Origin of the sequence: Arthrobacter sp. SLBN-122, from assembly GCF_006715165.1 — a bacterium.
Classification (GTDB): domain Bacteria; phylum Actinomycetota; class Actinomycetes; order Actinomycetales; family Micrococcaceae; genus Arthrobacter.
Genome location: NZ_VFMS01000001.1, coordinates 706,557 through 727,830 on the forward strand (window position 1 = coordinate 706,557; position 21,274 = coordinate 727,830).

The 21,274-nt window shown below is 67.8% G+C and carries 20 protein-coding genes; 10 read left to right on the forward strand and 10 right to left on the reverse strand.

Annotated features, from left to right (window positions below):
* Positions 1-3: 3 nt before the first annotated feature.
* Positions 4-1,434, reverse strand: a complete 1,431-nt coding sequence (locus tag FBY36_RS03280) for an FAD-dependent oxidoreductase (RefSeq protein WP_142117325.1) — start codon at positions 1,432-1,434, stop codon at positions 4-6.
* A 75-nt stretch (positions 1,435-1,509) separates the two neighbouring features.
* Entirely contained in the window at positions 1,510-2,505 is a 996-nt protein-coding gene (locus FBY36_RS03285; RefSeq protein ID WP_142122455.1) for a DNA topoisomerase IB, read from the reverse strand.
* Positions 2,506-2,625: 120 nt separating this feature from the next.
* Here FBY36_RS03285 and rarD point away from each other — a divergent pair, with 120 nt between their 5' ends.
* Positions 2,626-3,651: an EamA family transporter RarD gene (gene rarD / locus FBY36_RS03290; protein ID WP_142117326.1), complete on the forward strand. Its 1,026-nt coding sequence runs from the start codon at positions 2,626-2,628 to the stop codon at positions 3,649-3,651.
* A gap of 99 nt (positions 3,652-3,750) precedes the next feature.
* Here the strand turns inward: rarD and gabT are convergent, their stop codons facing one another.
* The gene (gene gabT / locus FBY36_RS03295; RefSeq protein ID WP_142117327.1) at positions 3,751-5,121 is read right to left on the reverse strand and encodes a 4-aminobutyrate--2-oxoglutarate transaminase; all 1,371 of its coding nucleotides are present in this window, start codon (positions 5,119-5,121) and stop codon (positions 3,751-3,753) included.
* 33 nt (positions 5,122-5,154) lie between these two features.
* Positions 5,155-6,585 carry an aminobutyraldehyde dehydrogenase gene (locus FBY36_RS03300; RefSeq protein WP_142117328.1) on the reverse strand — a complete coding sequence of 477 codons (1,431 nt, stop codon included), beginning with the start codon at positions 6,583-6,585 and terminating at the stop codon, positions 5,155-5,157.
* A 168-nt stretch (positions 6,586-6,753) separates the two neighbouring features.
* Here FBY36_RS03300 and FBY36_RS03305 point away from each other — a divergent pair, with 168 nt between their 5' ends.
* Positions 6,754-8,190, forward strand: coding sequence for a PucR family transcriptional regulator (locus FBY36_RS03305; RefSeq protein WP_142117329.1), 1,437 nt, complete (start codon positions 6,754-6,756; stop codon positions 8,188-8,190).
* A gap of 19 nt (positions 8,191-8,209) precedes the next feature.
* Here the strand turns inward: FBY36_RS03305 and FBY36_RS03310 are convergent, their stop codons facing one another.
* Positions 8,210-9,835: a CYTH and CHAD domain-containing protein gene (locus FBY36_RS03310; protein WP_142117330.1), complete on the reverse strand. Its 1,626-nt coding sequence runs from the start codon at positions 9,833-9,835 to the stop codon at positions 8,210-8,212.
* Between the two features lie 136 nt (positions 9,836-9,971).
* Here FBY36_RS03310 and FBY36_RS03315 point away from each other — a divergent pair, with 136 nt between their 5' ends.
* The 3 genes from FBY36_RS03315 (at position 9,972) to FBY36_RS03325 (ending at position 13,393) form a co-directional block, all read left to right on the forward strand.
* The gene (locus FBY36_RS03315) at positions 9,972-11,285 is read left to right on the forward strand and encodes an MFS transporter (protein ID WP_142117331.1); all 1,314 of its coding nucleotides are present in this window, start codon (positions 9,972-9,974) and stop codon (positions 11,283-11,285) included.
* 3 nt (positions 11,286-11,288) lie between these two features.
* On the forward strand, positions 11,289-11,969 hold the full coding sequence (locus tag FBY36_RS03320; protein WP_142117332.1) for a FadR/GntR family transcriptional regulator: 681 nt from the start codon (positions 11,289-11,291) through the stop codon (positions 11,967-11,969).
* Positions 11,970-12,115: 146 nt separating this feature from the next.
* Positions 12,116-13,393 carry an AI-2E family transporter gene (locus tag FBY36_RS03325; protein WP_142117333.1) on the forward strand — a complete coding sequence of 426 codons (1,278 nt, stop codon included), beginning with the start codon at positions 12,116-12,118 and terminating at the stop codon, positions 13,391-13,393.
* 81 nt (positions 13,394-13,474) lie between these two features.
* On the opposite strand, the gene FBY36_RS03330 is transcribed toward FBY36_RS03325, so the two are convergent.
* Positions 13,475-14,014: a hypothetical protein gene (locus tag FBY36_RS03330; RefSeq protein ID WP_142032222.1), complete on the reverse strand. Its 540-nt coding sequence runs from the start codon at positions 14,012-14,014 to the stop codon at positions 13,475-13,477.
* Between the two features lie 161 nt (positions 14,015-14,175).
* On the opposite strand from FBY36_RS03330, the gene FBY36_RS03335 reads away from it, so the two are divergent.
* Genes FBY36_RS03335 through FBY36_RS03350 form a run of 4 tightly spaced genes read left to right on the forward strand, consistent with a single transcriptional unit; the run spans position 14,176 to position 16,603 of the window.
* Complete coding sequence (locus tag FBY36_RS03335) at positions 14,176-14,466, forward strand: hypothetical protein (RefSeq protein WP_142117334.1); 291 nt, start codon at positions 14,176-14,178, stop codon at positions 14,464-14,466.
* 3 nt (positions 14,467-14,469) lie between these two features.
* Positions 14,470-15,297 (forward strand): DUF1206 domain-containing protein, encoded by an 828-nt coding sequence (locus FBY36_RS03340; protein WP_142117335.1) that lies wholly within the window; start codon positions 14,470-14,472, stop codon positions 15,295-15,297.
* A gap of 28 nt (positions 15,298-15,325) precedes the next feature.
* Entirely contained in the window at positions 15,326-16,111 is a 786-nt protein-coding gene (locus tag FBY36_RS03345; RefSeq protein ID WP_235008695.1) for a hypothetical protein, read from the forward strand.
* 51 nt (positions 16,112-16,162) lie between these two features.
* Complete coding sequence (locus FBY36_RS03350; RefSeq protein WP_142117336.1) at positions 16,163-16,603, forward strand: SRPBCC family protein; 441 nt, start codon at positions 16,163-16,165, stop codon at positions 16,601-16,603.
* Positions 16,604-16,694: 91 nt separating this feature from the next.
* Here the strand turns inward: FBY36_RS03350 and FBY36_RS03355 are convergent, their stop codons facing one another.
* From FBY36_RS03355 to FBY36_RS03365, 3 genes are all read right to left on the reverse strand, one after another.
* On the reverse strand, positions 16,695-18,161 hold the full coding sequence (locus tag FBY36_RS03355; protein WP_142117337.1) for an FAD-dependent oxidoreductase: 1,467 nt from the start codon (positions 18,159-18,161) through the stop codon (positions 16,695-16,697).
* 87 nt (positions 18,162-18,248) lie between these two features.
* Positions 18,249-19,511 carry a uroporphyrinogen-III C-methyltransferase gene (gene cobA, locus FBY36_RS03360; RefSeq protein ID WP_142117338.1) on the reverse strand — a complete coding sequence of 421 codons (1,263 nt, stop codon included), beginning with the start codon at positions 19,509-19,511 and terminating at the stop codon, positions 18,249-18,251.
* A gap of 94 nt (positions 19,512-19,605) precedes the next feature.
* Positions 19,606-20,223 carry a TetR/AcrR family transcriptional regulator gene (locus FBY36_RS03365; protein ID WP_142117339.1) on the reverse strand — a complete coding sequence of 206 codons (618 nt, stop codon included), beginning with the start codon at positions 20,221-20,223 and terminating at the stop codon, positions 19,606-19,608.
* Positions 20,224-20,288: 65 nt separating this feature from the next.
* Here FBY36_RS03365 and FBY36_RS03370 point away from each other — a divergent pair, with 65 nt between their 5' ends.
* Positions 20,289-20,786 carry a cupin domain-containing protein gene (locus FBY36_RS03370; RefSeq protein WP_142117340.1) on the forward strand — a complete coding sequence of 166 codons (498 nt, stop codon included), beginning with the start codon at positions 20,289-20,291 and terminating at the stop codon, positions 20,784-20,786.
* A 9-nt stretch (positions 20,787-20,795) separates the two neighbouring features.
* On the opposite strand, the gene FBY36_RS03375 is transcribed toward FBY36_RS03370, so the two are convergent.
* Positions 20,796-21,257: an SRPBCC family protein gene (locus FBY36_RS03375; protein WP_142117341.1), complete on the reverse strand. Its 462-nt coding sequence runs from the start codon at positions 21,255-21,257 to the stop codon at positions 20,796-20,798.
* Positions 21,258-21,274: the final 17 nt, after the last annotated feature.

The window sequence follows — 21,274 nt, forward strand, 5'->3', positions numbered from 1 at the left end:
GGGTCAGCCGCGGGAGATGCGGATCATGTCCTCCCGCGGCACCACCTTGATCCGTTCGCGCACCACGTGGTCCAGCCCCTCGGGACCGGTCCAGGCGGCGCCCAGGCCTGCCTCGTGGGCGTCGAGCCTGTTCCACCCTTCCCACGTGGTGTATTCGATGCCGCGTTCCTCAAGCAGGTCGATGATGGCCTGCGGATCCGGGTTTTGTGCTGCGGGGAGGTTCAGCCGGTCCTCCAGCAGGAAGCCGATGGTCTCCAGCGCATCACCCTTGGTGTGGCCGATCAGCCCGACGGGGCCGCGCTTGATCCAGCCCGTGGTGTAGATGCCCGGGACGGGGTTGCCTCCGGCGTCCAGGACGCGGCCGCCTTCGTTGGGGATGACGCCGCGCTTGGCGTCGTACTCCAGTTCGTCCAGGGCGGAGCCGTGGTAGCCGATGGCCCGGTAGACCGCCTGGACGGGGTACTCGACGTACTCCCCCGTGCCCTTGGCGTTGCCGGCCCCGTCCAGCTGCATGCGCTCGAACTTGATGCCGCCCACCTTGCCGGTGCCGTCGTCGAGCACTTCAACGGGGCTGTGCAGGAAGTGCAGGTGCAGCCTGCGTGAGGAGGGGTTCTCCGACTCCGCGTGCTCCTCCACCAGCCAGTTGGTGAGTGTGTTCACCATGGTCTTGACCTGGTTGTTGCTCCGGATCGCTTCGTCCGACGCCTCGTCGAATTCGAAGTCCTCCGGGTACAGGACAATGTCCACATCGTTCATGTGGCTGAGTTCGCGCAGTTCCAGCGGGGTGAACTTCACCTGGGCCGGGCCGCGGCGGCCGAAGACGTGCACGTCCGTCACGGGCGAGGTCTTCAGGCCCTGGTAGACGTTGTCTGGAATCTCGGTGGTCAGCAGCTCCTCCGGGTGCTTGACCAGCATGCGCGCCACGTCCAGGGCCACGTTGCCGTTGCCGATGACGGCGATTTCCCGGGCCTCCAGCGGCCACTCGCGGGGAACATCCGGGTGGCCGTCGTACCAGGAGACAAAGTCGGCGCCGCCGAACGAGCCCTGCAGGTTGATCCCTGGAATCTCCAGGTCCGCGTCCTTCACGGCGCCGGTGGAGAAGATCACGGCGTCGTAGAAGGCCCGGAAATCGTGCAGCGTGAGGTCCCGGCCGTAGGTCACATTGCCCAGGAACCGGATGTCGCCGCGGTCCAGGACCTTGTGGAGGGCGTTCACGATGCCCTTGATGCGGGGGTGGTCCGGGGCCACGCCGTAACGGATCAGGCCGTAGGGCGCCGGGTAGGCCTCGAAAAGGTCGATGCTGACCTGGAAGTCGCCGTCCTTCACCCCGCTGGACTTGGTGAGGATGTCCGCAGCATAGACTCCTGCCGGTCCCGCGCCGACGATGGCGACGCGGAGGGGACGGTTGGCGGCGGTTTCGCTCTGATTGGACACCGGGAGCCCTTCTGAACTGGTCCTGCTCACGTTTCATGAGACTGCGCCGCGTCATGCAGCACACAGTCGCCCATTCTAGTTGGCGGCCAGGGCCACCACCTTGCCCTCGCGGTACAGGAGCGCCCGCAGCTCGGACTCGGCCGAGTCCAGACGCTTAGGGTCGATGGTTTCGCCCGCGTGGTAGTGGTCCAGGACGCGGGGGTCCACGTAGCTCTTGCGGGCGATTGAGGGTGTGTTTCCCAGCGTCTCCGCGGCATCGTGCATGGCCCGGCTGATGGCCCGCTTCCGTTTGGCCGCCGTTCGTTGGGCGCCCGTGCGGGCCAGGCTTGCCGCCGCCGCCACCGTGCCGCGCAGGGTGCGGAAGTCCTTGGCCGTAAAGTCCGAGCCCGTCCGTTCCTTCACGTAGGCATTGATGTCCGCGCTGGTTACCGGACGCCAGGTCCTGCCCTCCTTGTAGGCCAGGAGCCGGGCATTGGGCCCGCGGCGCTTGAGCAGGCGCAGCAGGACGGCGAGATCGGGGTCGCGGATTTCCGATTCCCAGTCCTTGCCGCTCTTGGCGGGGAAGCGCAGCAGGATCCGGTCCTTGCGCACCTGGACGTGGGCGCACAGCAGCGTGGCCAGGCCCCGGCTGCCGTTCTCGTTGGTGTACCGTTCAGACCCCACCCGCAGGGATCCGCTGTCCAGCATCCGGAACGCCCCCGCCAGGACCCGCTCCCTTGTGAAGCCCTCGCTGCGCAAGTCCATGGTGACCCGGCGGCGGGCGGCAGGCAGCGATTCGGCGAGCTGGAGGGACCGGTCGAACTTCAGCCGGTCCTTTCGCTCCCGCCACTCGGGATGGTAGATGTACTGGCGCCGGCCTACCCCGTCCACGCCCGTGGCCTGGATGTGGCCGTTCTCAAACGGGGCAATCCAGACGTCCGTCCATGCCGGCGGGATGCCGATGCTTTCCAGCCGGTCGCGGATGGGACCGGGCGGCAAGGTGGAGCCGTCCAGGTCACGGTAACTGAAGCCTTTGCCGGCCGGCACCCTGCGGTAGCCGCGGCCCGAGGCGTTGCTGCGCCGGAGCCTCATGGGGCCGGCTGCGGGGTACGGGCACATTTCATGAAAGCAAGCCTACTGACTATTTTCCGGATTTCCCCGCCCGCCTGCTGGAATACCTGCCAGGGGGATGCTGTTATGGACAGCGTGCCCATGCCAGACAGAACCCCCACAGCCACTTCCTCCCCCGCCCGGTCCGGAATAGGAACGACGGGGCCCGCGGGCCCCAAGCCTCTGGGTGCGGGCCCCAAGCCTCTGGCCAAGGACACGACGGCGGGAATGCTGTTCGGCATCGGCGCGTACGTTCTGTGGGGGCTGCTCCCCCTGTACTTCTTCATCCTGATGCCGGCCGGCGCCGTCGAAATCGTGGCCAACCGCGTGGTGTGGTCGCTCCTGTTCTGCGCCCTCCTGATCACGGTCACCAGGGCCTGGGGCGCGCTGGTGACCGCGCTGAAGGACCGGAGGGTGTTTGGCTCCCTGGCGCTGGCCGCTTTCCTGATCGCCATCAACTGGCTGACCTACACCTACGGCGTGACCACCGGACAGGCGGTGGAAACGTCCCTTGGCTACTTCATCAACCCGCTCGTCTCGGTGCTCCTCGGCGTGCTGGTCCTGAAGGAGAAGCTGCGGCCGCTCCAGTGGACCGCCGTGGGCGTCGGCTTCGTGGCCGTAGGCGTCCTCACCTACTCCTACGGCAAGCTGCCGTGGATCGCCCTGACCCTGGCCTTCAGCTTCGGCCTGTACGGCTTCGTCAAGAACCGGGTGGGATCGCGGGTGGACGCCATCACCAGCCTCAGCGTGGAGACCATGGTGCTGGCCCCGCTGGCCGCCGTGGCCATGGTGGTCCTGGCCGCGAACGGCAGCGCCACACTGACCTCACAGGGCGCCGGGCACTTCTGGCTGCTGCTGGCCTCCGGCGTGATCACCGCCGTCCCGCTGCTCTTCTTCGGCGCTTCCGCGCGGCGGCTGCCCATGACCACCATCGGGCTGCTCCAGTATTTTGCGCCCGTGCTGCAGTTCCTGGTGGCCCTGCTGGTGTTCCGGGAAGCCATGACCGTGGAGCGCTGGATCGGGTTCGGCGTGGTGTGGCTCGCGCTGCTCATGCTGACCCTTGACATGCTCAGGACGGCGCGCAGGAACTCGGTGGCCCGCAGGGCAGCGCTCAGCCGGGCCGCCTGACGCAACACCGGGCGCAAGCCGCCGCACCGTACCAACACAGAAGGCGGGCTCCCCATCGGGAGCCCGCCTTCTGTGCGTTGCCGGAGGGAGTCGTTCCGGTTAAGCGTTGGCCTTGATGGCGGCCGCCAGGACATCCAGGCCGTCGTTCAGCAGTTCGTCGGTAATGACCAGCGGCGGCAGCAGGCGGATGACGTTGCCGTAGGTGCCGCAGGTGAGGATGATGACACCTTCCTTGAGGCAGGCGGCGGCAACAGCCTTGGTCAGTTCCGGGTTGGGCTCCTTGGAGCCGGCCTGGACAAGTTCGACGGCGAGCATGGCGCCGCGGCCGCGGACGTCACCGATCACGGCGGTGCCGGCAGCGGCGAGTTCGGCCTGCAGGTCGCGGAGCCGGCCCAGTGCGAGTTCCTCGATGTGGCGGGCGCGGCCGTTCAGGTTGTACTCCTCCATGGATCCGATGGAGGCAAGGGCTGCGGCGCAGGCCACCGGGTTTCCGCCGTAGGTGCCGCCGAGTCCGCCCGGGTGCACGGCGTCCAGCAGGTCCGCGCGGCCAGTGATGGCGGACAGCGGCATGCCGCCGGCAATGCCCTTGGCCATGGTCAAGATGTCCGGGACAACGCCCTCGTGGTTCACGGCGAACCATTCACCCGTGCGGCAGAAACCGGACTGGACCTCGTCCGCGATGAAGACGATGCCCTTGTCCTTGGCCCAGGCGGCCAGCGCCGGGAGGAAACCCTCGGCCGGGACGATGAAGCCGCCCTCACCCTGGATGGGCTCGATGATGATGGCGGCCACCTGGTCGCCGCCGATCTGCTTCTCGATCATGGTGATGGCGCGCTTGGCAGCTTCGGCACCCGTGATGGCGGGGTTTTCCTCGCGGTACGGGTAGCTCATGGGCATCCGGTACACCTCGGGCGCGAACGGTCCGAAGTTGGTCTTGTACGGCATGGCCTTGGCGGTCAGCGCCATGGTCAGGTTGGTGCGGCCGTGGTATGCGTGGTCGAAGGCCACGACGGCGTCCCGTCCGGTGGCCAGGCGGGCCACCTTGACGGCGTTCTCCACGGCTTCGGCGCCCGAGTTGAAGAGGACGGTGCGCTTCTCATGGTCGCCCGGGGTGAGGCGGTTCAGCTGCTCGGCGACCGCCACGTAGCCTTCGTAGGGGGTGACCATGAAGCAGGTGTGGGTGAAGTGCTCCACGGCTTCCTTGACGGCACCGACGACGGCGGGATCGGACGCTCCCACGCTGGTCACGGCAATGCCGGAGCCGAGGTCGATGAAGGAGTTGCCGTCGACGTCGTGGATGATCCCGCCGTCGGCGTCTGCAACGTAGACCGGGACGCTGGAGGCGACGCCGGCAGCCACCACGGACTTGCGGCGTTCGGTCAGTGCCACGGACTTGGGGCCCGGGAAGTCGGCCTGGACGTTGCGCTTCTGCTCGAGGCGGTAGGTGATGTCTGATGCGGTGGTGGTCATGATGTCGTGCCTTTCTTGAAAACCGGGGAAATGTCAGGCGTCGAGGGCGGACATCACGTGCTTGATGCGCGTGTAGTCCTCCACGCCGTACATGGAGAGGTCCTTGCCGTAGCCGGACTGCTTGAAGCCGCCGTGCGGCATTTCGGCGGTGAGCAGGATGTGGGTGTTGATCCAGACGGCGCCGAAGTCCAGGTCGCGGCTCAGCCTCATGGCGGTGCCGTGGTTGCTGGTCCAGACGCTCGATGCCAGGGCGTAGTCCACGTCGTTGGCCAGGGCCACCGCTTCTTCTTCGGTACTGAACTTCTGCACCGTGATGACCGGGCCGAAGGTCTCCTTCTGCACCACGTCGTCGGTCTGCTTGGCTCCGGTGATGATGGTGGGTTCGAAGAAGTAGCCCTTCTCCCCCGCCCGGTGGCCGCCGGTCTCGATCCGGCAGTTGGCCGGCAGGTTCTCCACCACGGAGGTGACGGCGTTGAAGTGGTCCACGTTGTTCAGCGGGCCGAAGTAGTTGTCTTCGTCGTTTTGGGAGCCGGTGTGCAGGGTCCTGGTGTGCTCCACCATGGCGGCCACGACGTCGTCGTGCACGGAGTCCTCCACCAGCACGCGGGTGATGGCGGTGCAGTCCTGGCCGGCGTTGAAGAAGGCGAACTCGGCGATGGCCGCGGCGCTCTTCTTGATGTCGGCGTCCTTGAACACGATGGCCGGGGCCTTGCCGCCCAGTTCCAGGTGCGCGCGCTTGAGGCTCTTGGCGGCCCCGGAGGCAACAGCGATGCCGGCGCGGACCGAACCGGTGATGGACACGAGGCCTGGGACCTTGTGCTCCACCATCATGGCGCCGGTTTCGCCGGTGCCGAGCACCACGTTCAGGACGCCGGCCGGGAAGATGTCGCCGGCAAGCCGGGCCAGGACCAGGGTGGATTCGGGGGTGGTGTCGGACGGCTTCAGGACCACCGTGTTGCCGGCCGCGAGCGCGGGACCAATCTTCCAGATGGCCATCAGGAACGGGTAGTTCCAGGGGGCCACCTGGGCCACGACGCCGATGGGTTCGCGGCGGACGTAGGAGGTGTGGCCCTCGAAGTATTCACCCGCGGACTTGCCTTCAAGGATGCGGGCGGCGCCGGCGAAGAAGCGCAGCTGGTCGGCACCGGCGGCAACTTCCTCGGAGGCGATCAGGGAGCGGACCTGGCCGGTGTTGCGGTGCTGGGCTTCGACGAGTTCGTCGCTGTTGGCCTCGATGGCGTCGGCGAGCTTGAGCAGCATCAGCTGCCGCTGGCCCGGGGTGACATGCTTCCAGGTCCTGAAGGCGTCCTTGGCAGCCGCCATGGCGGCATCGACGTCCGCCTGCACGGAGACGGGGGCGTGCGCCACTACTTCGCCGTTGGTGGGGTTGACCACGTCCAGCAGGGTGGTGCCGGCGGGGGTGACGAACTTCCCGTTGATGAAGTTCTGCAAGGTTTGGACCACGGTGTGCAACCTCTTTCGTAAGGGCCATCGGCGGCCGGGCGGAGACCAGGACGGATGGATGGAACTGCCTTGAGCCTATGCCAGCGCCCAAGTCGGGTGAATAGCCACCTGCACACCCTTGTCAAAGAGGTTTAGTGCGGTTGCCCAGCTCACGTTTATCCTTGCTTCATGGCCATTTCCCTTGCTGCCCTGGTGGGCGTATCGTCCCTGAAGCTGTCAAAAGCGGGCGTGGCGGAGACTACCTGGTACCAGGACATCAACTGGGTCGCTGTCACCGAACTGGAGGATCCGCAGCGGTTCCTCAACGGCGGGGAGCTGGTCCTCACCACCGGCCTGCGCCTGCGCTCCGCCCCCGAGCAGCGCCGCTTTGTCCGCCAGGTGCAGCGGGCCGGCGCGGTGGGCATCGGATTCGGCGTGGGCCTCTCGCATGAAGCGGTGCCGCCAGCCCTGCTCGCGGAGGCCAACCGCTGGGGCCTGCCCGTGGTGGAAGTGCCGTACGAGACCCCTTTCATCGCCATCACCAAGCTTGTGGCCGACGCGCAGTCCGCGGACCACTACGCCAAGCTGGAACGGCTGATCGCCGGCCATCAGGTCCTGGCGCGGGCACTGCTGACCGGCGGCGGGGTGGCCGAACTGTTGAAGAACCTGGGCGGCATGCTCCGCACGGATGTTGCCCTCACGCAGTTCACCGCGCAGCTGTACAACAGCAGCACCGCCAGCCCGTCAGCGGACACCTGGTCCAGCTATCCCGTCCCCACCGGCCGCCGTGATGCCTGCACGCTGTGGGTGCGCCAGCCGTTCGAGGACACGGGCATCATCGGCTACGCGCAGAACCTGATCAGCGTGGAGTTGAACAACATGGTCAAGCAGCGGCAGGCCCAGCGCGCCCTCTGCGGCCAGGTGCTGGAGGACGTGATCCACGGGGCGCTCGAGACCAGCGAGGCCCAACGCCGCCTGGCCGGTGTGGGCGTAAACAGCACCCGCAAGAATGTGGTGCTGCTGGCCGTGTCGGCTGCCCACGGCAAGGCCCTGGGCAGCACCTCCGTGCCGCTGGAACTGGAGAAGGCGGTTGCCGCCGTGGTGGGCAAGGACCTGGTGCTGGTGGTCAATGACGACGGCGGGACGGCACCGGCGCTGGCACGGAAGCTCAGCGACCACCTCGCCGAGGCTGGGATCCACGCCACGATCGGCATCGGCGGGGCGTACACCAAGCCGAACGGCCTGCGCTGGAGCTACTTCGAGGCCCGGGACGCCGCCAGCCACGGCCTGCCGGTCAACGAACCCGAGCGGCTCAGCCTGACCTCACTGCTGCTGGCCAGCGAGGATGTGCCGCTGGCGGACATGGCCCACGAGTCGCTGAACCCCCTGCGGTCCTTCGACGCCGCGCACGGCTCGGAGCTGATGGCCACACTGGAGAGCTACCTGAACAACAACGGCTCGGTGGCAGCGGTGGCGGAGGAACTCACGCTGCACCGCAACACCGTCCGGTACCGGCTGGCCCAGATCACCGAGCTCACGGGGTACGACCCCGCCGTCACCGCCGACCGGGTGCAGCTGTGGCTCGCCCTGGCGGTGGCCCGGTTGTCGGCGCGCCAGGGCAAGTAACCGGGAAAAGCTGCCGGGGTCAGATGACGCCGTGGCCCAACAGGTCCCGCGACTTCTTCCACGACTTCCGGAACTCGGCCTGGGCCGCCAGCATCCGTTCTTCCTGCTGGTTGAGCAGCTGCGCATAGACGCCTGCCCTGGCCGCCTCGGTGTCATCGGCGGCGATGCCGGCCAGCAGGTCGCGGGCCACGGCGGCGTCCTGGAACCGGCCTAGGATCTTTTGTTGCCTACGGGCCGCCTTGGCCACCTTGCCCGCCCGCTTGCCGTGCACCAGCACAGCCGATTCCGCCACATGGCGCAGCCGCTTGGCGTCCTTGCGGACACGGTGCAGGGCCAGCTCCTGTTCCCTGCCGCGCCGCGCTCGCTTGACCGCCTTGCGGGAACGCCGAAGCCGTTTGGCCGCTTTGTCCACCGCCTTCGCCGCCGCCCGCCGCCCGGGCCTTACCGCTTCGGCGCGCACCGGCGGGCTGTCGCGGAAGTCCTCAAGCTTATCCAAAAGCCGGAAGTAGCGCTCAGTCCCCAAGGCTTCCTGCAGGAGCCGGTATGCGGCATCGTAATCGGTGCTTGTGCGCTCCTCCAGCCGTGTCGTGGCCTCCGCAATGCCTTCCCCGGGCGGCAGGCCGGCCAGCTGTCCGCGGAGCTGCTCCCTCAGGACTTCGGCGTCACGCGGCTGCCCCAGCAGCTGGCCCAGCCACTTCAGCTCATTCCGCAGCTTGCGGACCGGCGATGCCCGGTAGAGCCTGCCGTAAGCACCCAGCACCGAGCGGATCCGGCGTGCTGCCGAGCGCATGGCGTGCACTGCCTCAGGTTCCTCGCCCCGGACGGCGGCATCGCTGGCAAGGATCTGGTCAATCTGCGCGCCCACGTAGACGGTGACGACGGCGGCTGCCGGCGCACGCTTTCCGGCCAGCAGGGCCGGGCTGCTTTCGGGCGTGGCGGTGTCGCCGCCTTGCCCACCTCCGGCCTCTTCATCGGCGCCGCTGCGCTTTGCGGCCGCCTTGCCGGCCTTTTTGTCATCGCCGAGTGCCCGGGCCAGTTTGGAGGCGTGGCCGGCGGGGCGGGCTCCGGCAGCGGCGAGCAGTTCCTCCACGGGCCCAAAAAGGCCGGGATCTCCATGGACCAGTTCCAGTTCCCACTCGCGCCACTGCTGACGGGCGGCTGGGGCCTTGTCCCTGTCCTGGAGCCGTTCGGCGGTCACCTGGTCGTCGGCGAGGTCGGCGAGGTGCACGCCGTCTTCCCCGTACAGGGGGTAGGTGGTGCGCCGGGTTTCCAGGCGGACCACCGGCACCGGGACGGCACCCCGAAGGTAGGCGTGAAGGTGGGTGAGCAGGTTGTCCGGGACGACGTCGGGCCGGCCCAAGGGTGCGTGCAGTTCCGTGCGGTGCTGCGGCCCTTCCCCCTCCGCGGCAGCCTGTGGCGGCAGCTTCAGGTGCCAGCCGGCGTCCTTTCCACCGGTGCGGCGGCGGAGTGTGATGCGCCGGGCGGCGAGGGCATGCTTTGGGGTATCGAAGTACACCGCCTCCAGGAGGTCGGTATGCTGCTTGCCCGTCCGGGCCACCCCGGCCGCCTGCTCCAGTGGGGGCACGGCGGCGCCGGCGTCGACGTCGTACTTCTTCTCGATTTCCAGTCCCCGGGAAGCCTCCACAGCCGTCCTTCCGCACCACCTGGTCCACGCCAGGCCCTCCGACAGTCCGTTGGCAGTCTATTCCAGCGGCTGCAGCCCGGGAGAGGTTGCCCACAAAAGGACAAACATCAAACGTCTAACCTTTACGCTGGAAGGTATGCCCGCCACTCCCCCCTCCTCCCCATCCTTGGCTACCTATGCGCCCGCGGTCACTCCAACCGCCCCGGCAACCGTCACGGCCGCTGCCAAGCCGCGCTCCGCCGTCGTGTTCGGGGTGATCGGCCTGGTGCTGATCGGGCTCAATCTTCGGGCGGGCATTACCGGGGCATCCGCCCTGCTGCACGACCTCCAGGCGGTGCTTGGTTACGGGGCGCTGGTAGCGGCCATCATTCCGTCCATCCCCACGCTCTGCTTCGCAGTGGCGGGCGCCGCCACCTCCTGGCTCACCGGCAGGGTGGGAGTGGAGAAGGCGATCCTGCTGTCCCTGGCCCTGCTGGCCGGCGGCCTGCTGCTGCGCGGGATCCCCGCCACCGGCATGCTCGTGGCCGGCAGCGTGGTGGGCATGTCCGGCCTGGCAATCTGCAACGTGGCCATGCCGTCCTTCATCCGCGAACACTTTGCCTCGCGCACCTCGCTGATGACCGCCGTGTACACGGTGACCATGACCACCGGCGGCACGCTGACCTCCGTCGCGGTGGTGCCGCTGGCCCACGCCCTGGGGTCTCCTTCGGCCGCGGTGGGCGCCGTGGGCATCGCCGCGGTGGCGGCCTTCCTGGGTTTCCTGCCGGTGGCACTGCATGCCCACCGCAACACGGTCAGGAGCACCGCCGGCCACGTTTCCCCCTGGCCCCTGCTGCGGACCCGCAAAGGCCAGCTCCTCACCGCGATCTTTACGCTGCAGGCCCTCCTCGCCTATGCCCTGCTGAGCTGGTTCCCGTACATGCTCACCACCATGGGCCTGAGTGCCTCGGACAGCGGGCTGATGTTCGGGCTCATGCAACTGGTCTCCGTTCCGGCCGGCATGGTGCTGATCGCCATCGGCTCCCGCCCCGGGATGCTGCGTCCGGCGTTCTACCTGGTAAGCATCACCATGGCCGTGGGCATCCTGGCGCTCCTGTTCCTGCCCGTGGGCCTGGCGGCCGTCCCCGCCGTCCTGCTGGGCTTTGGTTTGGGCATCTTCCCGCTGGTGATGGTCATGATCAGCCGCAGCGGCACCAGCACCTCCGAAACCACTGCGCTGTCCACGCTGGCCCAGTCCTCGGGGTACCTGCTGGCCACGGCGGGCCCGTTCGGCATGGGACTGCTGCACAGCGCCACGGGCGGCTGGATCCTGCCGCTGGCCCTGCTGCTGGCGCTGGCCCTGGTCCAGATCGTGGTGTCCCACCTGATTACCGGCCGCGCAATGTCCGGCAAGACCGCAGGCACTGCCCCGGGCACTGTTCCGGCCGGCACTGCGGATGGAAGGAAGTAGCCGGTGTCCCTGAGCCCGTCAGTCCGCCCGCCACTCGCCGCCGAAATCACGGCCAAGCTGCGGGACATGGTCCACACCGGCGAGTGGCCCCTGAACCAGCGCATCCCTTCGGAGCCCGAGCTCATGGCCCGGCTTGGCGTCTCCCGCGGAACCCTCCGGGAAGCAGTCAAGGCCCTGGCCCACGGCGGCATGCTGGAGGTCCGGCGCGGGGACGGCACCTACGTGCGCGCCACCAGCGAGATGTCCGGTGCTGCGCAGCGGATGTACCGGGACCACAGCGAGCAGCACATCCTGGAGGTGCGGCTGGGCCTGGATACGCAGGCTGCACGGCTGGCGGCACGGAATGCAACGGACCAGGACGTCACCGCCCTGCGTGCCCTCCTCACCAGCCGGGACCACGCCTGGAACAATGATGACTTCGAGGCCTGGGCGGACGCCGACTGGCACTTCCACGAGGGCATCGCGAGGGCGTCCGGCAACCCGCTGCTGCACGAGCTCTACGCCAGCTTCGGTACAGTGTTCCACCAGGATCTCCTCAAGCAGCAGCGCCGGCCCGGCTTCAACGGGCTGCCGCGGGACGGCCACGAGACGCTCCTGGATGCGATCGAACGGCGGGACGAAGACGCTGCCGTGGCCACGGTGAACCGGAACCTGAACTCCTGCGCGGAGTGGCTGGCGGAGTAGTCCACCGGCCCTCCAGGAGGTGAACTGTTGGGCCCGGGGTTTCTACCCGACCCCAACCATCAGTAGGCTTACCATCTGACGAAGGATGTTCTGCCCTGCCCTGCACCCCGCGGCGCAGGGCACCCTCCGGACGATGAGGAGTCCCCATGGCGCGATCACCACGCCTCAATGAGCAGGAACTGGACAACGGGTCCCCCCGGGAAGTGCGGGCCGGCGAAGTGCGGACCGGGGCAATGCCGGCTGACGTGGCACCTGCCGACGCAGGGCAGCCCGGCGGCACACCCCGCCAGGGGCAGCGCCTCGGCCCCCTCAGCAAACCGCAGGGGTCCCGGCCGCCGGGCGCATTGTGGTCCGACGGCCTGGGCAGGGCGGGCACCCGTGCGGCCCAGATCCTGCTGGTGGTACTGGTGGTCGCCGTCTCAGTTTTCGCACTGATGCAGATCAAGCTCCTGGTGATCCCCGCCCTGATCGCCCTGATCCTGGCCGCAGCGATCGGCCCGTTCGTGAACATGCTCCGCCGCCGCGGGATACCGGGCGGCCTGGCCACCGGCATGGCCTTCGTGGCGCTGCTGGTGATCCTGGCCGGCGTGTCCACTGTCATCTACTTCTCGGTGCGGAACCAGTGGGGTGAACTGGCGGCGCAGGCTTCGTCCGGCGTGGACGAGCTGGAGCAGTTCCTGCTGACGGGGCCAATCCCCATTGAACAGGAGCAGCTCAACCAGGCACGGGAGTCGGTGGTGCAGTTCGCCACCAGCAGCCAGGTCCGCTCCGGCGCGGTCACCGGACTGTCCGTGGTGACCGAGTTCATTGCCGGGGCCAGCCTTATGGTGGTCATCCTGTTCTTCTTCCTCAAGGACGGCGCCAAAATCTGGGACTTCTTCCTCCGCCCCTTCTCAGGCCAGCGTGAAGCCAAGTTGCGCCGCTCGGGCCGCCGCACCCTTGAGGTACTGGGCGGCTATGTCCGGGGCACCGCAATCGTTGCCCTGGTGGATACCGTGGCCATCGGCGCGGCCCTGCTGATCATGCAGGTGCCGCTGGCCATTCCACTGGCCATCATCGTCTTCATTACCGCCTTCATCCCGCTCGTGGGCGCAACCGTCGCCGGCATCCTTGCCGCCCTGGTGGCGCTCGTGGCGAACGGCCCGGTGGTGGCCCTCATCGTGGTGGCCGTCGTCGTGGCGGTGAACCAGCTGGAGGGCGACCTCCTGCAGCCGATCGTCATGGGCAAGTCCCTCCAGCTTCACGCCCTGGTGATCCTCATGGCCTTGACTGCCGGCACCATCCTGGCCGGGATCGTGGGTGCGGTCCTGTCCGTCCCGCTGGCGGCCGTGGCCTGGGCGATCATCCAGGTGTGGACGGCGGAAGACCCGAACCTGAAGGACATGAACCCGGACCTGCCGCCGCCCAATACCCAACCGGTGTAGCAGCGACCCCAGCAGCAGACAAAGCAGCGGCCCGGCACTTACGTGCCGGGCCGCCGTCGTCCGCTCTGTGCCGGCTGGCTGCTACTCGCCGCGCAGACCCGCAAAGACGTTCTTGGGACGCTGCATCTCGCCGTGCTTGGCGCCCAGGATGATCACCAGGGCTGCGAAGCCGGGGATGGCCCACTGCAGGAGCTTGAGCTGCTGCTGGGCCGCCTTCAGCTCGTCCGAGGCCGCACCGTGCGGCTCCGTTGCGCCTTCGGCGCCTTCACCGGCGAGCTTCTCCACCTTCTTGCCCACGATGCCCGAGTACAGGGTCACCGCAGCGCCCACCACGGTAACGGCGGTCTTGATGACCGTGTCGCGGGCCACGCCCTCCTGCTTGGCGATGCGGCCCTTGTTCTCCCATGCAATGGCGAGGTCGGCCACCAAGTGGGAGGCAAAGGCTGCAGTCTGGAACGGCGCCCACTTCATCCAGCCTGCACTGGAAAGCCGGGTGCGCTCCGAAGGGTCCTTGGCCTGGGCCGCTGCGCCGTTGAGCCCGATGGCGCCCATCAGGGAGCCGCCAAACCATGCTGCTGCCGTCAGGTCGTGAACTGAACGGGCAATGAGATTTCCTGCCATGATGTGCATTCCTAACGTTGTGAACTGGTTTCCAGATTGCCGCTGTGCCGCGGACTTCACTTGCCGTGTCCCATCGGGGTATGGTGCGCCCATGGTAAGCACACTTACTAATATTACGAAAGCCCGCCCCCGGGCTGGGGCAAACGCGTAATATCGTCGCCATGGGAAACACAGGAACATTGTTCGGCTGGGCCTTCGGGGACCCCGCCCGTGAAAGTGACAGCGGCTACGTGGACGGCCTGCAGCGCGAGGCGCTCAGGAATGCGCGGGAAACTGCGGAGGCCAAAGGCGTGGAAGCTGTGACCGGTTCCGAGATGTTCACCGTCCTCAGCGCGGATGATTCCCTGGTGGAGCTGGACAACGCCCCCGGCCAGCTGGTGGTCCGGTGTACCGTTCACGTCGAGGGACCGGGCGCAGAGAAGCTTCGGGCCGAAGGGCCCATGAACGGCTGAACCATGTCCGACGGCGATTCCACCCTCAGCCAGGCAGCGGACGCTGTCGAAGAGGCGTCCAACCACAAGGCCCTGGACGTCCTGGCCCGCACCGGGTTCGCCGTCATGGCACTGCTCCACGTGATCATCGGCGCCATTGCCATTGCCATCGCCTTCGGCCATCCGGGCGACGCCGAACCCACCGGTGCCATCGCCCAGCTCGCCGACAACACGTGGGGACCATTTCTCATGTGGGCCTGCGTGGCAGCGTGTCTCGGCCTTGCCCTGTGGCAGGCCAGCGAGGCAACACTGCGCGCCCGGAGCCTCCCCCGTAAGGAACGGCTGGCCAAGCTGGTCTCCTCGGGGTTCCTGGCCATCGCCTACGGCAGCGTGGGCCTCACCTTCGCGGGCTTCGCCCTGGGCCAGCGCAGCGACTCCGGCGAGAACACCCGGGATTTCAGCGCCAGCCTGATGGCCCACCCGCTGGGGCCGTGGGTCCTCGTAGCTTTGGGCCTGACCGTCCTGGGCATCGGCATCTACTTCATGGTCAAAGGATTCCGCCGCGGCTTCAAGGAGGAGCTGTTCCACTTCGACGGGACCCGGCGCGGCAGGCTCATCGACAGCCTGGGCGTGACCGGCCACATCGCCAAGGGGGTGGCCCTGGTACTCACCGGCCTGCTCTTCGTCATTGCTGCCGCCAAGCACAACCCGGACGAGTCCACCGGCCTGGACGGCAGCCTCAAGGCCCTGCAGGACCACCCGTTCGGGCCCGCCCTGCTGGTGGCCATTGGAGCGGGATTCATCGCCTACGGGATTTTCGCACTTGTCCGCTCGCGGTTCGGTCGCATGTAGAGCCGCCTTTCCGGGGTAGGAAGGAAACATGACCCAGCAACTGCGCGTTGGTTCCGCCGTCACCGGGAGTGCCGGGGAGGCTTTCGCTGCCCTCTTCCGGCTCCTGAAACTGGCACGCCCGGACCGGCCCATCCATCCCCGGGGCCTGGGCCTGGCCGGGGAGCTCACCAGGACCGGCAACCCGTCCGGCCCCAGCGGGATCGACTGGCTCGATTCCCCCGGCACTGACCAGGTGGTGGCCCGATTTTCGCGATCCGTGGGGCTGCCGCAGGCGCTGCCGGACATCCTGGGCCTGGCCCTCCGGATTTCGCCGTCCGGCGATGCCGGCCTGGGTGCCGCTCCGGATGCTGTCCTTGGTGCCGCCCCAACTGCCGGTCTCGGCGCGGCCGCTGGTGCCAACCCCGCCGATGTCCTGTTCGCCTCCACCGGCTGGCGACTGCCCGGCCGGTTCCTGCTGATGCCGCGGCTGGATGTCGCCGGAGCCACCCTGACCACGCTCATGCCGTACCGCGGCCGGCGGGGCCCGGTGCTGCTGGGTCTGCGCACGCGGAACCTTCCCCCGGGTTCACTTGCATCGGGGGAATGGGAGCTGGGACTGTTCTGGGCCAAACCGGGCGGGCCGTGGCGGGAGTGCGGGGAACTGCGGCTGCATGCCGGCACCGATCCAGGGGACATCCCGCTGCGTTTCGACCCCCTGGGGAACCAGCCGCCCGGGGCCCGGACCTACGGCTGGGCCCGGCGTCTCCGGAAGCCGTCCTACCGGGCCGCGCGGCGGCCGGCACCTCCCGCCGTCGTACGTCCTAAGGAACCCTGACGGGCAGCAGCCACACGCTACCAAACCACCACCCGAACCGGAAGGAACTCCATGTCCACCGTCTCGCAGCTGTTCACCTCCCCCGCGGCCGACGTCTGGCGGGTCATCGCCGACGGCTGGCTCTATTCCGGCTGGGTGGTGGGCGCGTCACGGATCAGGGACGTGGACGCCGAATGGCCGCAACAGGACGCCCGGCTGCACCACTCGGTGGGCGCCTGGCCGCTGGTGATCGACGACAGCACGCGCGTTACCGCCGTCGAGCCGGGCCGCTCGCTGGAACTCGTGGCGCGCGGCTGGCCGATGGGTGAGGCGAAGGTGGAGATCACGGTGGAGGACCGCGGCGGCCAGTGCCTGGTGACCATCGCCGAGGACGCCATCCGCGGACCCGGCAAGCTGATGCCGAAGTTCCTGCGGGATCCACTGATTTCGGCGCGGAACCGGGAGACCCTGCGGCGCCTGGAGCTGATGGCCGTTGGCGGCGCCGGCAAATAGAAGCCCTGAACAGCGCAGCCGGGTTAAGGCACTTTAATGCAGGAACCGCGGGACCAATGGACCCGCGGTTCCTGCGTTTGTCGATAGGCGGTTAGACCTGCGCGGCCACGCCGTCGCGGGAGATGTCCACCATGTCCTCGCGCGGCACCACCTTGACGCGCTCACGCTTGACCTCCACGCCGTGCGAGCCGCCCACTTCCGTGGCTGCTGCGCCGAGGGCGAGCTCGTGGGCGTCCAATGCCAGCCAGCCTTCCCAGCTGGTGAACTTCACGCCGCGGGAGTCGAGGAGTTCGACGACGGCGTCCTCCTCAGGTGCCGAAGCGACGGGGAGGTTTTCGCGGTCTTCCAGCAGGTAGGTCACGGTTTCCAGGGCGTCGCCCTTGGTGTGGCCGATGAGGCCGACCGGTCCGCGCTTGATCCAGCCGGTGGCGTAGATGCCCGGCACGTGCTGGCCGTCGACGTCCAGGACGCGGCCGCCGTCGTTCACGACGACGCCCTTCTTGTGGTCGAACTCCACGTCCGGGAGGGCGGAACCAAAGTAGCCGATGGCGCGGTAGACGGCCTGGACCGGGTAGTCCACAAACTCGCCGGTGCCGCGGGCGTTGCCGGTGCCGTCCAGCTCGGTGCGCTCGAACTTGATGCCGGCCACCTTGCCCGGGGTCTCGGCGTCGTCATAGATCTCCACCGGGCTGTGCAGGAAGTGCAGGTGCAGGCGGCGGGAGGCCTTGAGCTCGGAGAGGTCCTCGGGCTGCTCGGCGATCCAATTGGTGAGCGTGCCCACCATGGTCTTGGTCTGGTTGTTCGTCTGGATCTGGCGGTCCGATTCCTCGTCGAACTCGAAGTCCTCCGGGTACAGGATGATGTCCACATCCTTGGAGTGGGACAACTCGCGCAGCTCCAGCGGGGTGAACTTGACCTGGGCAGGCCCGCGGCGGCCAAAGACGTGCACGTCCGTGACGGGCGAGGCCTTCAGGCCGGCGTAGACGTTCTCCGGGATCTCGGTGGTGAGGAGGTCGTCGGCGTGCTTGGACAGCACGCGGGCCACGTCCAGGGCCACGTTGCCGTTGCCGATCACGGCGATTTCCTTGGCCTCCAGCGGCCATTCGCGCGGGACGTCGGGGTGGCCGTCGTACCAGGACACGAAGTCGGCGCCGCCGAACGAGCCCTCCAGCTCGATGCCGGGGATGTTCAGGTCCGCGTCCTTGATGGCGCCGGTGGCGAAGATGACAGCATCGTAGTGCGTGCGCAGGTCCTCGATGGTGAGGTCCGTGCCGTAGTCCACGTTGCCGAAGAAGCGGATGTCGCCGCGGTCCAGCACCTTGTGCAGGGCGTTGACAATGCCCTTGATGCGGGGGTGGTCCGGGGCCACGCCGTAGCGGATCAGGCCGTAGGGTGCCGGGTAGCGGTCAAAGAGGTCGATGCTGACAGTCAGCTCACCGCTTTTGACGGCTTCGCTCTTGGTGAGGATGTCCGCGGCGTAGACGCCGGCCGGGCCGGAGCCCACGACGGCGACGCGCAGCGGACGCGCAGCTGTTCCTACGGGAGTGCTGGATGACACGGCTGTGTTCCTTTTCTTCTGCATCGATTGCTGAGTAACTGCCGTTTTGAACGCTCATAACGGCAGTTACGGAGCAATCGATGGGTTTCAGGTGGTGAGGACGGTCTTGCGGGGGCTGTTCGGGGTGGTGGTGCTGTAGTCAGCGGTTTTGAAGTGCGACGGGGCGAACGGGCTCACGCGCACCACGTCACCGATGACAATCACGGCAGGATTTGCGACTCCGGCCGCCTGAGCCTGGTCGGCGATGGAACCGAGCGTGCCAATCGTGACGCGCTGGTCCGGCAAATAGCCGTTTTCCACGATACCAACAGGGGTGTCCTGCGGCAGGCCGGCTTCGCCCAGCGCGGACGCGGATTCGCGCAGCTGACCCACTCCCATGAGCAGGACGATCGTGTGGTCCGGGCGGGCGGGAACCTCGGAGAGTTCCTCGTGCCCGGTGACCACGCTGAAGCCCTTGGCCAGGCCACGGTGGGTGACGGGAATGCCGGCCGCTGCCGGAACGGAGATCGCGGAGGTGACACCGGAAACCACTTCAACCTCGACGCCGTGCTGCCGGCAATATTCGGCTTCCTCGCCGCCGCGGCCCAGCACGTAGGGGTCGCCGCCCTTGAGCCGGACCACGCGGTGGCCTTTCAGGGCTTCGTCGACGAGGATCCGGTTGATCTCCGCCTGCGGGACGGGGTGGTGGCCGGGGGTCTTCCCGACTTCGATGATCCGAACATCCGGGGCGAGTTCATTCAGGAGTTCGCGCGGGCCCAGGCGGTCCGCCACCACGACGTCGGCCTGGCCCAGGAGCCTGCGGCCGCGGACAGTAATCAAGCCGGTGTCGCCGGGACCGCCGCCGACCAACGCGACGCTGCCCGCGTGGGCGCGGCGCCGGCGCAGTGGAAGGTCGCCGGTTTCAAGGGCGGTGGCCACTGCGTCCCGGACGGCCATGGCGCGGCGGGGATCTCCACCGGCGTTGATGGCAATCTTGACGTCGTCCACCTCTGCCACCGCGGGGGTCCAGGCAGCAGAAGCTTCATGGTTGGAGGCGTTGACGCACCAAACCCGCTGCGCCTCGGCGTCGGCCGATACTTGGGCGTCCACGGCGGAATCGCCGGTGGCGGTCTGGACGAACCATACGCCGTCGACATCGCTGGAAACGTAGGGGCGCGCTGCCCAGGTGAGCAGGCCGGCGTCGGCCATCTCCTGGAGCGCGGGCGAGGCAACCGGAGCCACGACGGTGACCACGGCACCGGCGTCGAGCAGCCCCTTGGCACGGCGGGCAGCAACGGGGCCGCCGCCCACCACCAGCACCGGGCGGCCGAGCAGCCGCAGCGCCGTGGGGTAGATATCCTGAATTGCCATGAATCAACGGTAGGGCCGCGTCACAATGGGCTACAAAGGCCGAGCAACACCAGTTCACGTAAGGTAACGCTGCGTCACAAAGTGCTGCGGTCGGTCAACCCCACAGGCCCTCCGCCTGCGCCTTGACCAGCAAAGCGTTGGCGGTCCACCGCATCGATTCGATGGCCTCCTCCCGGCCCAACCCGCCCACGTCCGTGAGCCAGACCAGGGCTTCAATGCCGATGGCACTGCGGATGGCCAGCACCAGTTTGTGGATCTGCTCATCGGCCAGTTCCCCCTGCAGCGGCATCAGCGCTTCGGTCAGCCAGCCAATGGCGCGTCCCTGGCGCAGCGGCAGGCTCCGGTCCGGGCGGTCTGTGGACTCAAGCGACAAGCGCAGCATGGTCCGCTGCTGCGCCTCGGTTCCCAGGATCATGCGGGTGAACTCCACCACCACCGCATCGAGCCGCCCGGCCGCGTCCTGGGGCGGAGCGTCAGGCAGCATCGAGGTCCGCGCAGTCTCGGGATGCGCCGCGGCGAGCAGTTCCCGCTGGCCGGGGAAATAGCGGTAGGCAGTACTCCGGGCAACTCCGGCCGCCTGCGCTGCCTCGTCCACCGTGGGCGTCCTGCCGGCGGAAACAAGGGTCCTGGCCGCCGCCACGAGCGCATCCATCGTCCGGCGCTTCTGGCTGCTGCGCCCGCTGTCCGCATAGGGTCTTGACACGCTCTTCATGGTACATGAGTCTTGTTATGGGACGTTCGTCCCATAAAGTTTCCCAAGGCATCGAGGCGAGCAGCATGGAAACGAAAAATGCGTCATCATCCCTGGTCCGCCAGCCCGGCGAAGGACCACGACGCTGGTTCTACGGCGGCGGAGTGCACACCTGGAAGGCCAGGGAGGAGGAGACGGCCGGCGCGTTCCTGCTCTTCGAGGACGAGATGGCCTTGAACAAGGTTACCCCGCTCCACACCCACCCGGATTCGGATGAAACCCTCTACGTTCTGGCCGGTGAGATCCTGGTAAACCTGGACGGCACGGAGCACCGCATCGCGGCCGGAGGCCTGGTCATGGCGCCACGGGGCCTTCCCCACGCCTTCAAGGTGCTGCAGGAGGGCACGCGGATCCTTTGCCTGCAGACACCCGGAAGTGCCCAGTCTTTCTATGACGGCGCCAGCGAACCACTGTCCGATTCTGATGCCCCAAACGGTTCCGGCCTGGTGGACTTCGGCCGGATTCGGGCGTCCGGCGAGGCCCACGGCGGGATCGAGATCATTGGGCCGCCGCCCTTCGCATAGCCCTGGAAGCTAGTTGATCCGGCGATCTGCGTCGCCCGCAAGGAAACCGCCGCGTTGGGCGATGAGGCGTTCCAGGTACTGGGCCAGGAACAGCCGTTCGACGGCGCGGCCCAGCACACCCAGCGGGGCGGTGAACTCCACCCGGTCCACCATGATGGTCCCAGAGGGTGTTGCCGCGAACTCATGGACATGCCGGAAGGCCTTGAAGGGTCCCTTGACCTGTTCGTCGGTGAAGCTGCGGGGGAAGTCCAGGCGCGTGATCCGGCTGGTCATGGTCAGCGGGATCCCGAAGTGCCAAGCCCGCCACGTCACCTCCTGGCCTTCCCCGATCAGCCCGCTCGTCACGCCGGACACCGCCCACTCCCCCGACGTCCGCTGGGATTCCACATGCATGTCGATGCTGCGCGCCAGGTCGAAGAGCTGCTCCACCGGAAGCTGCGATTCGGTGCGGCACACAAAGCTGGCTGTCATGGCGCCAGTCTGCCACG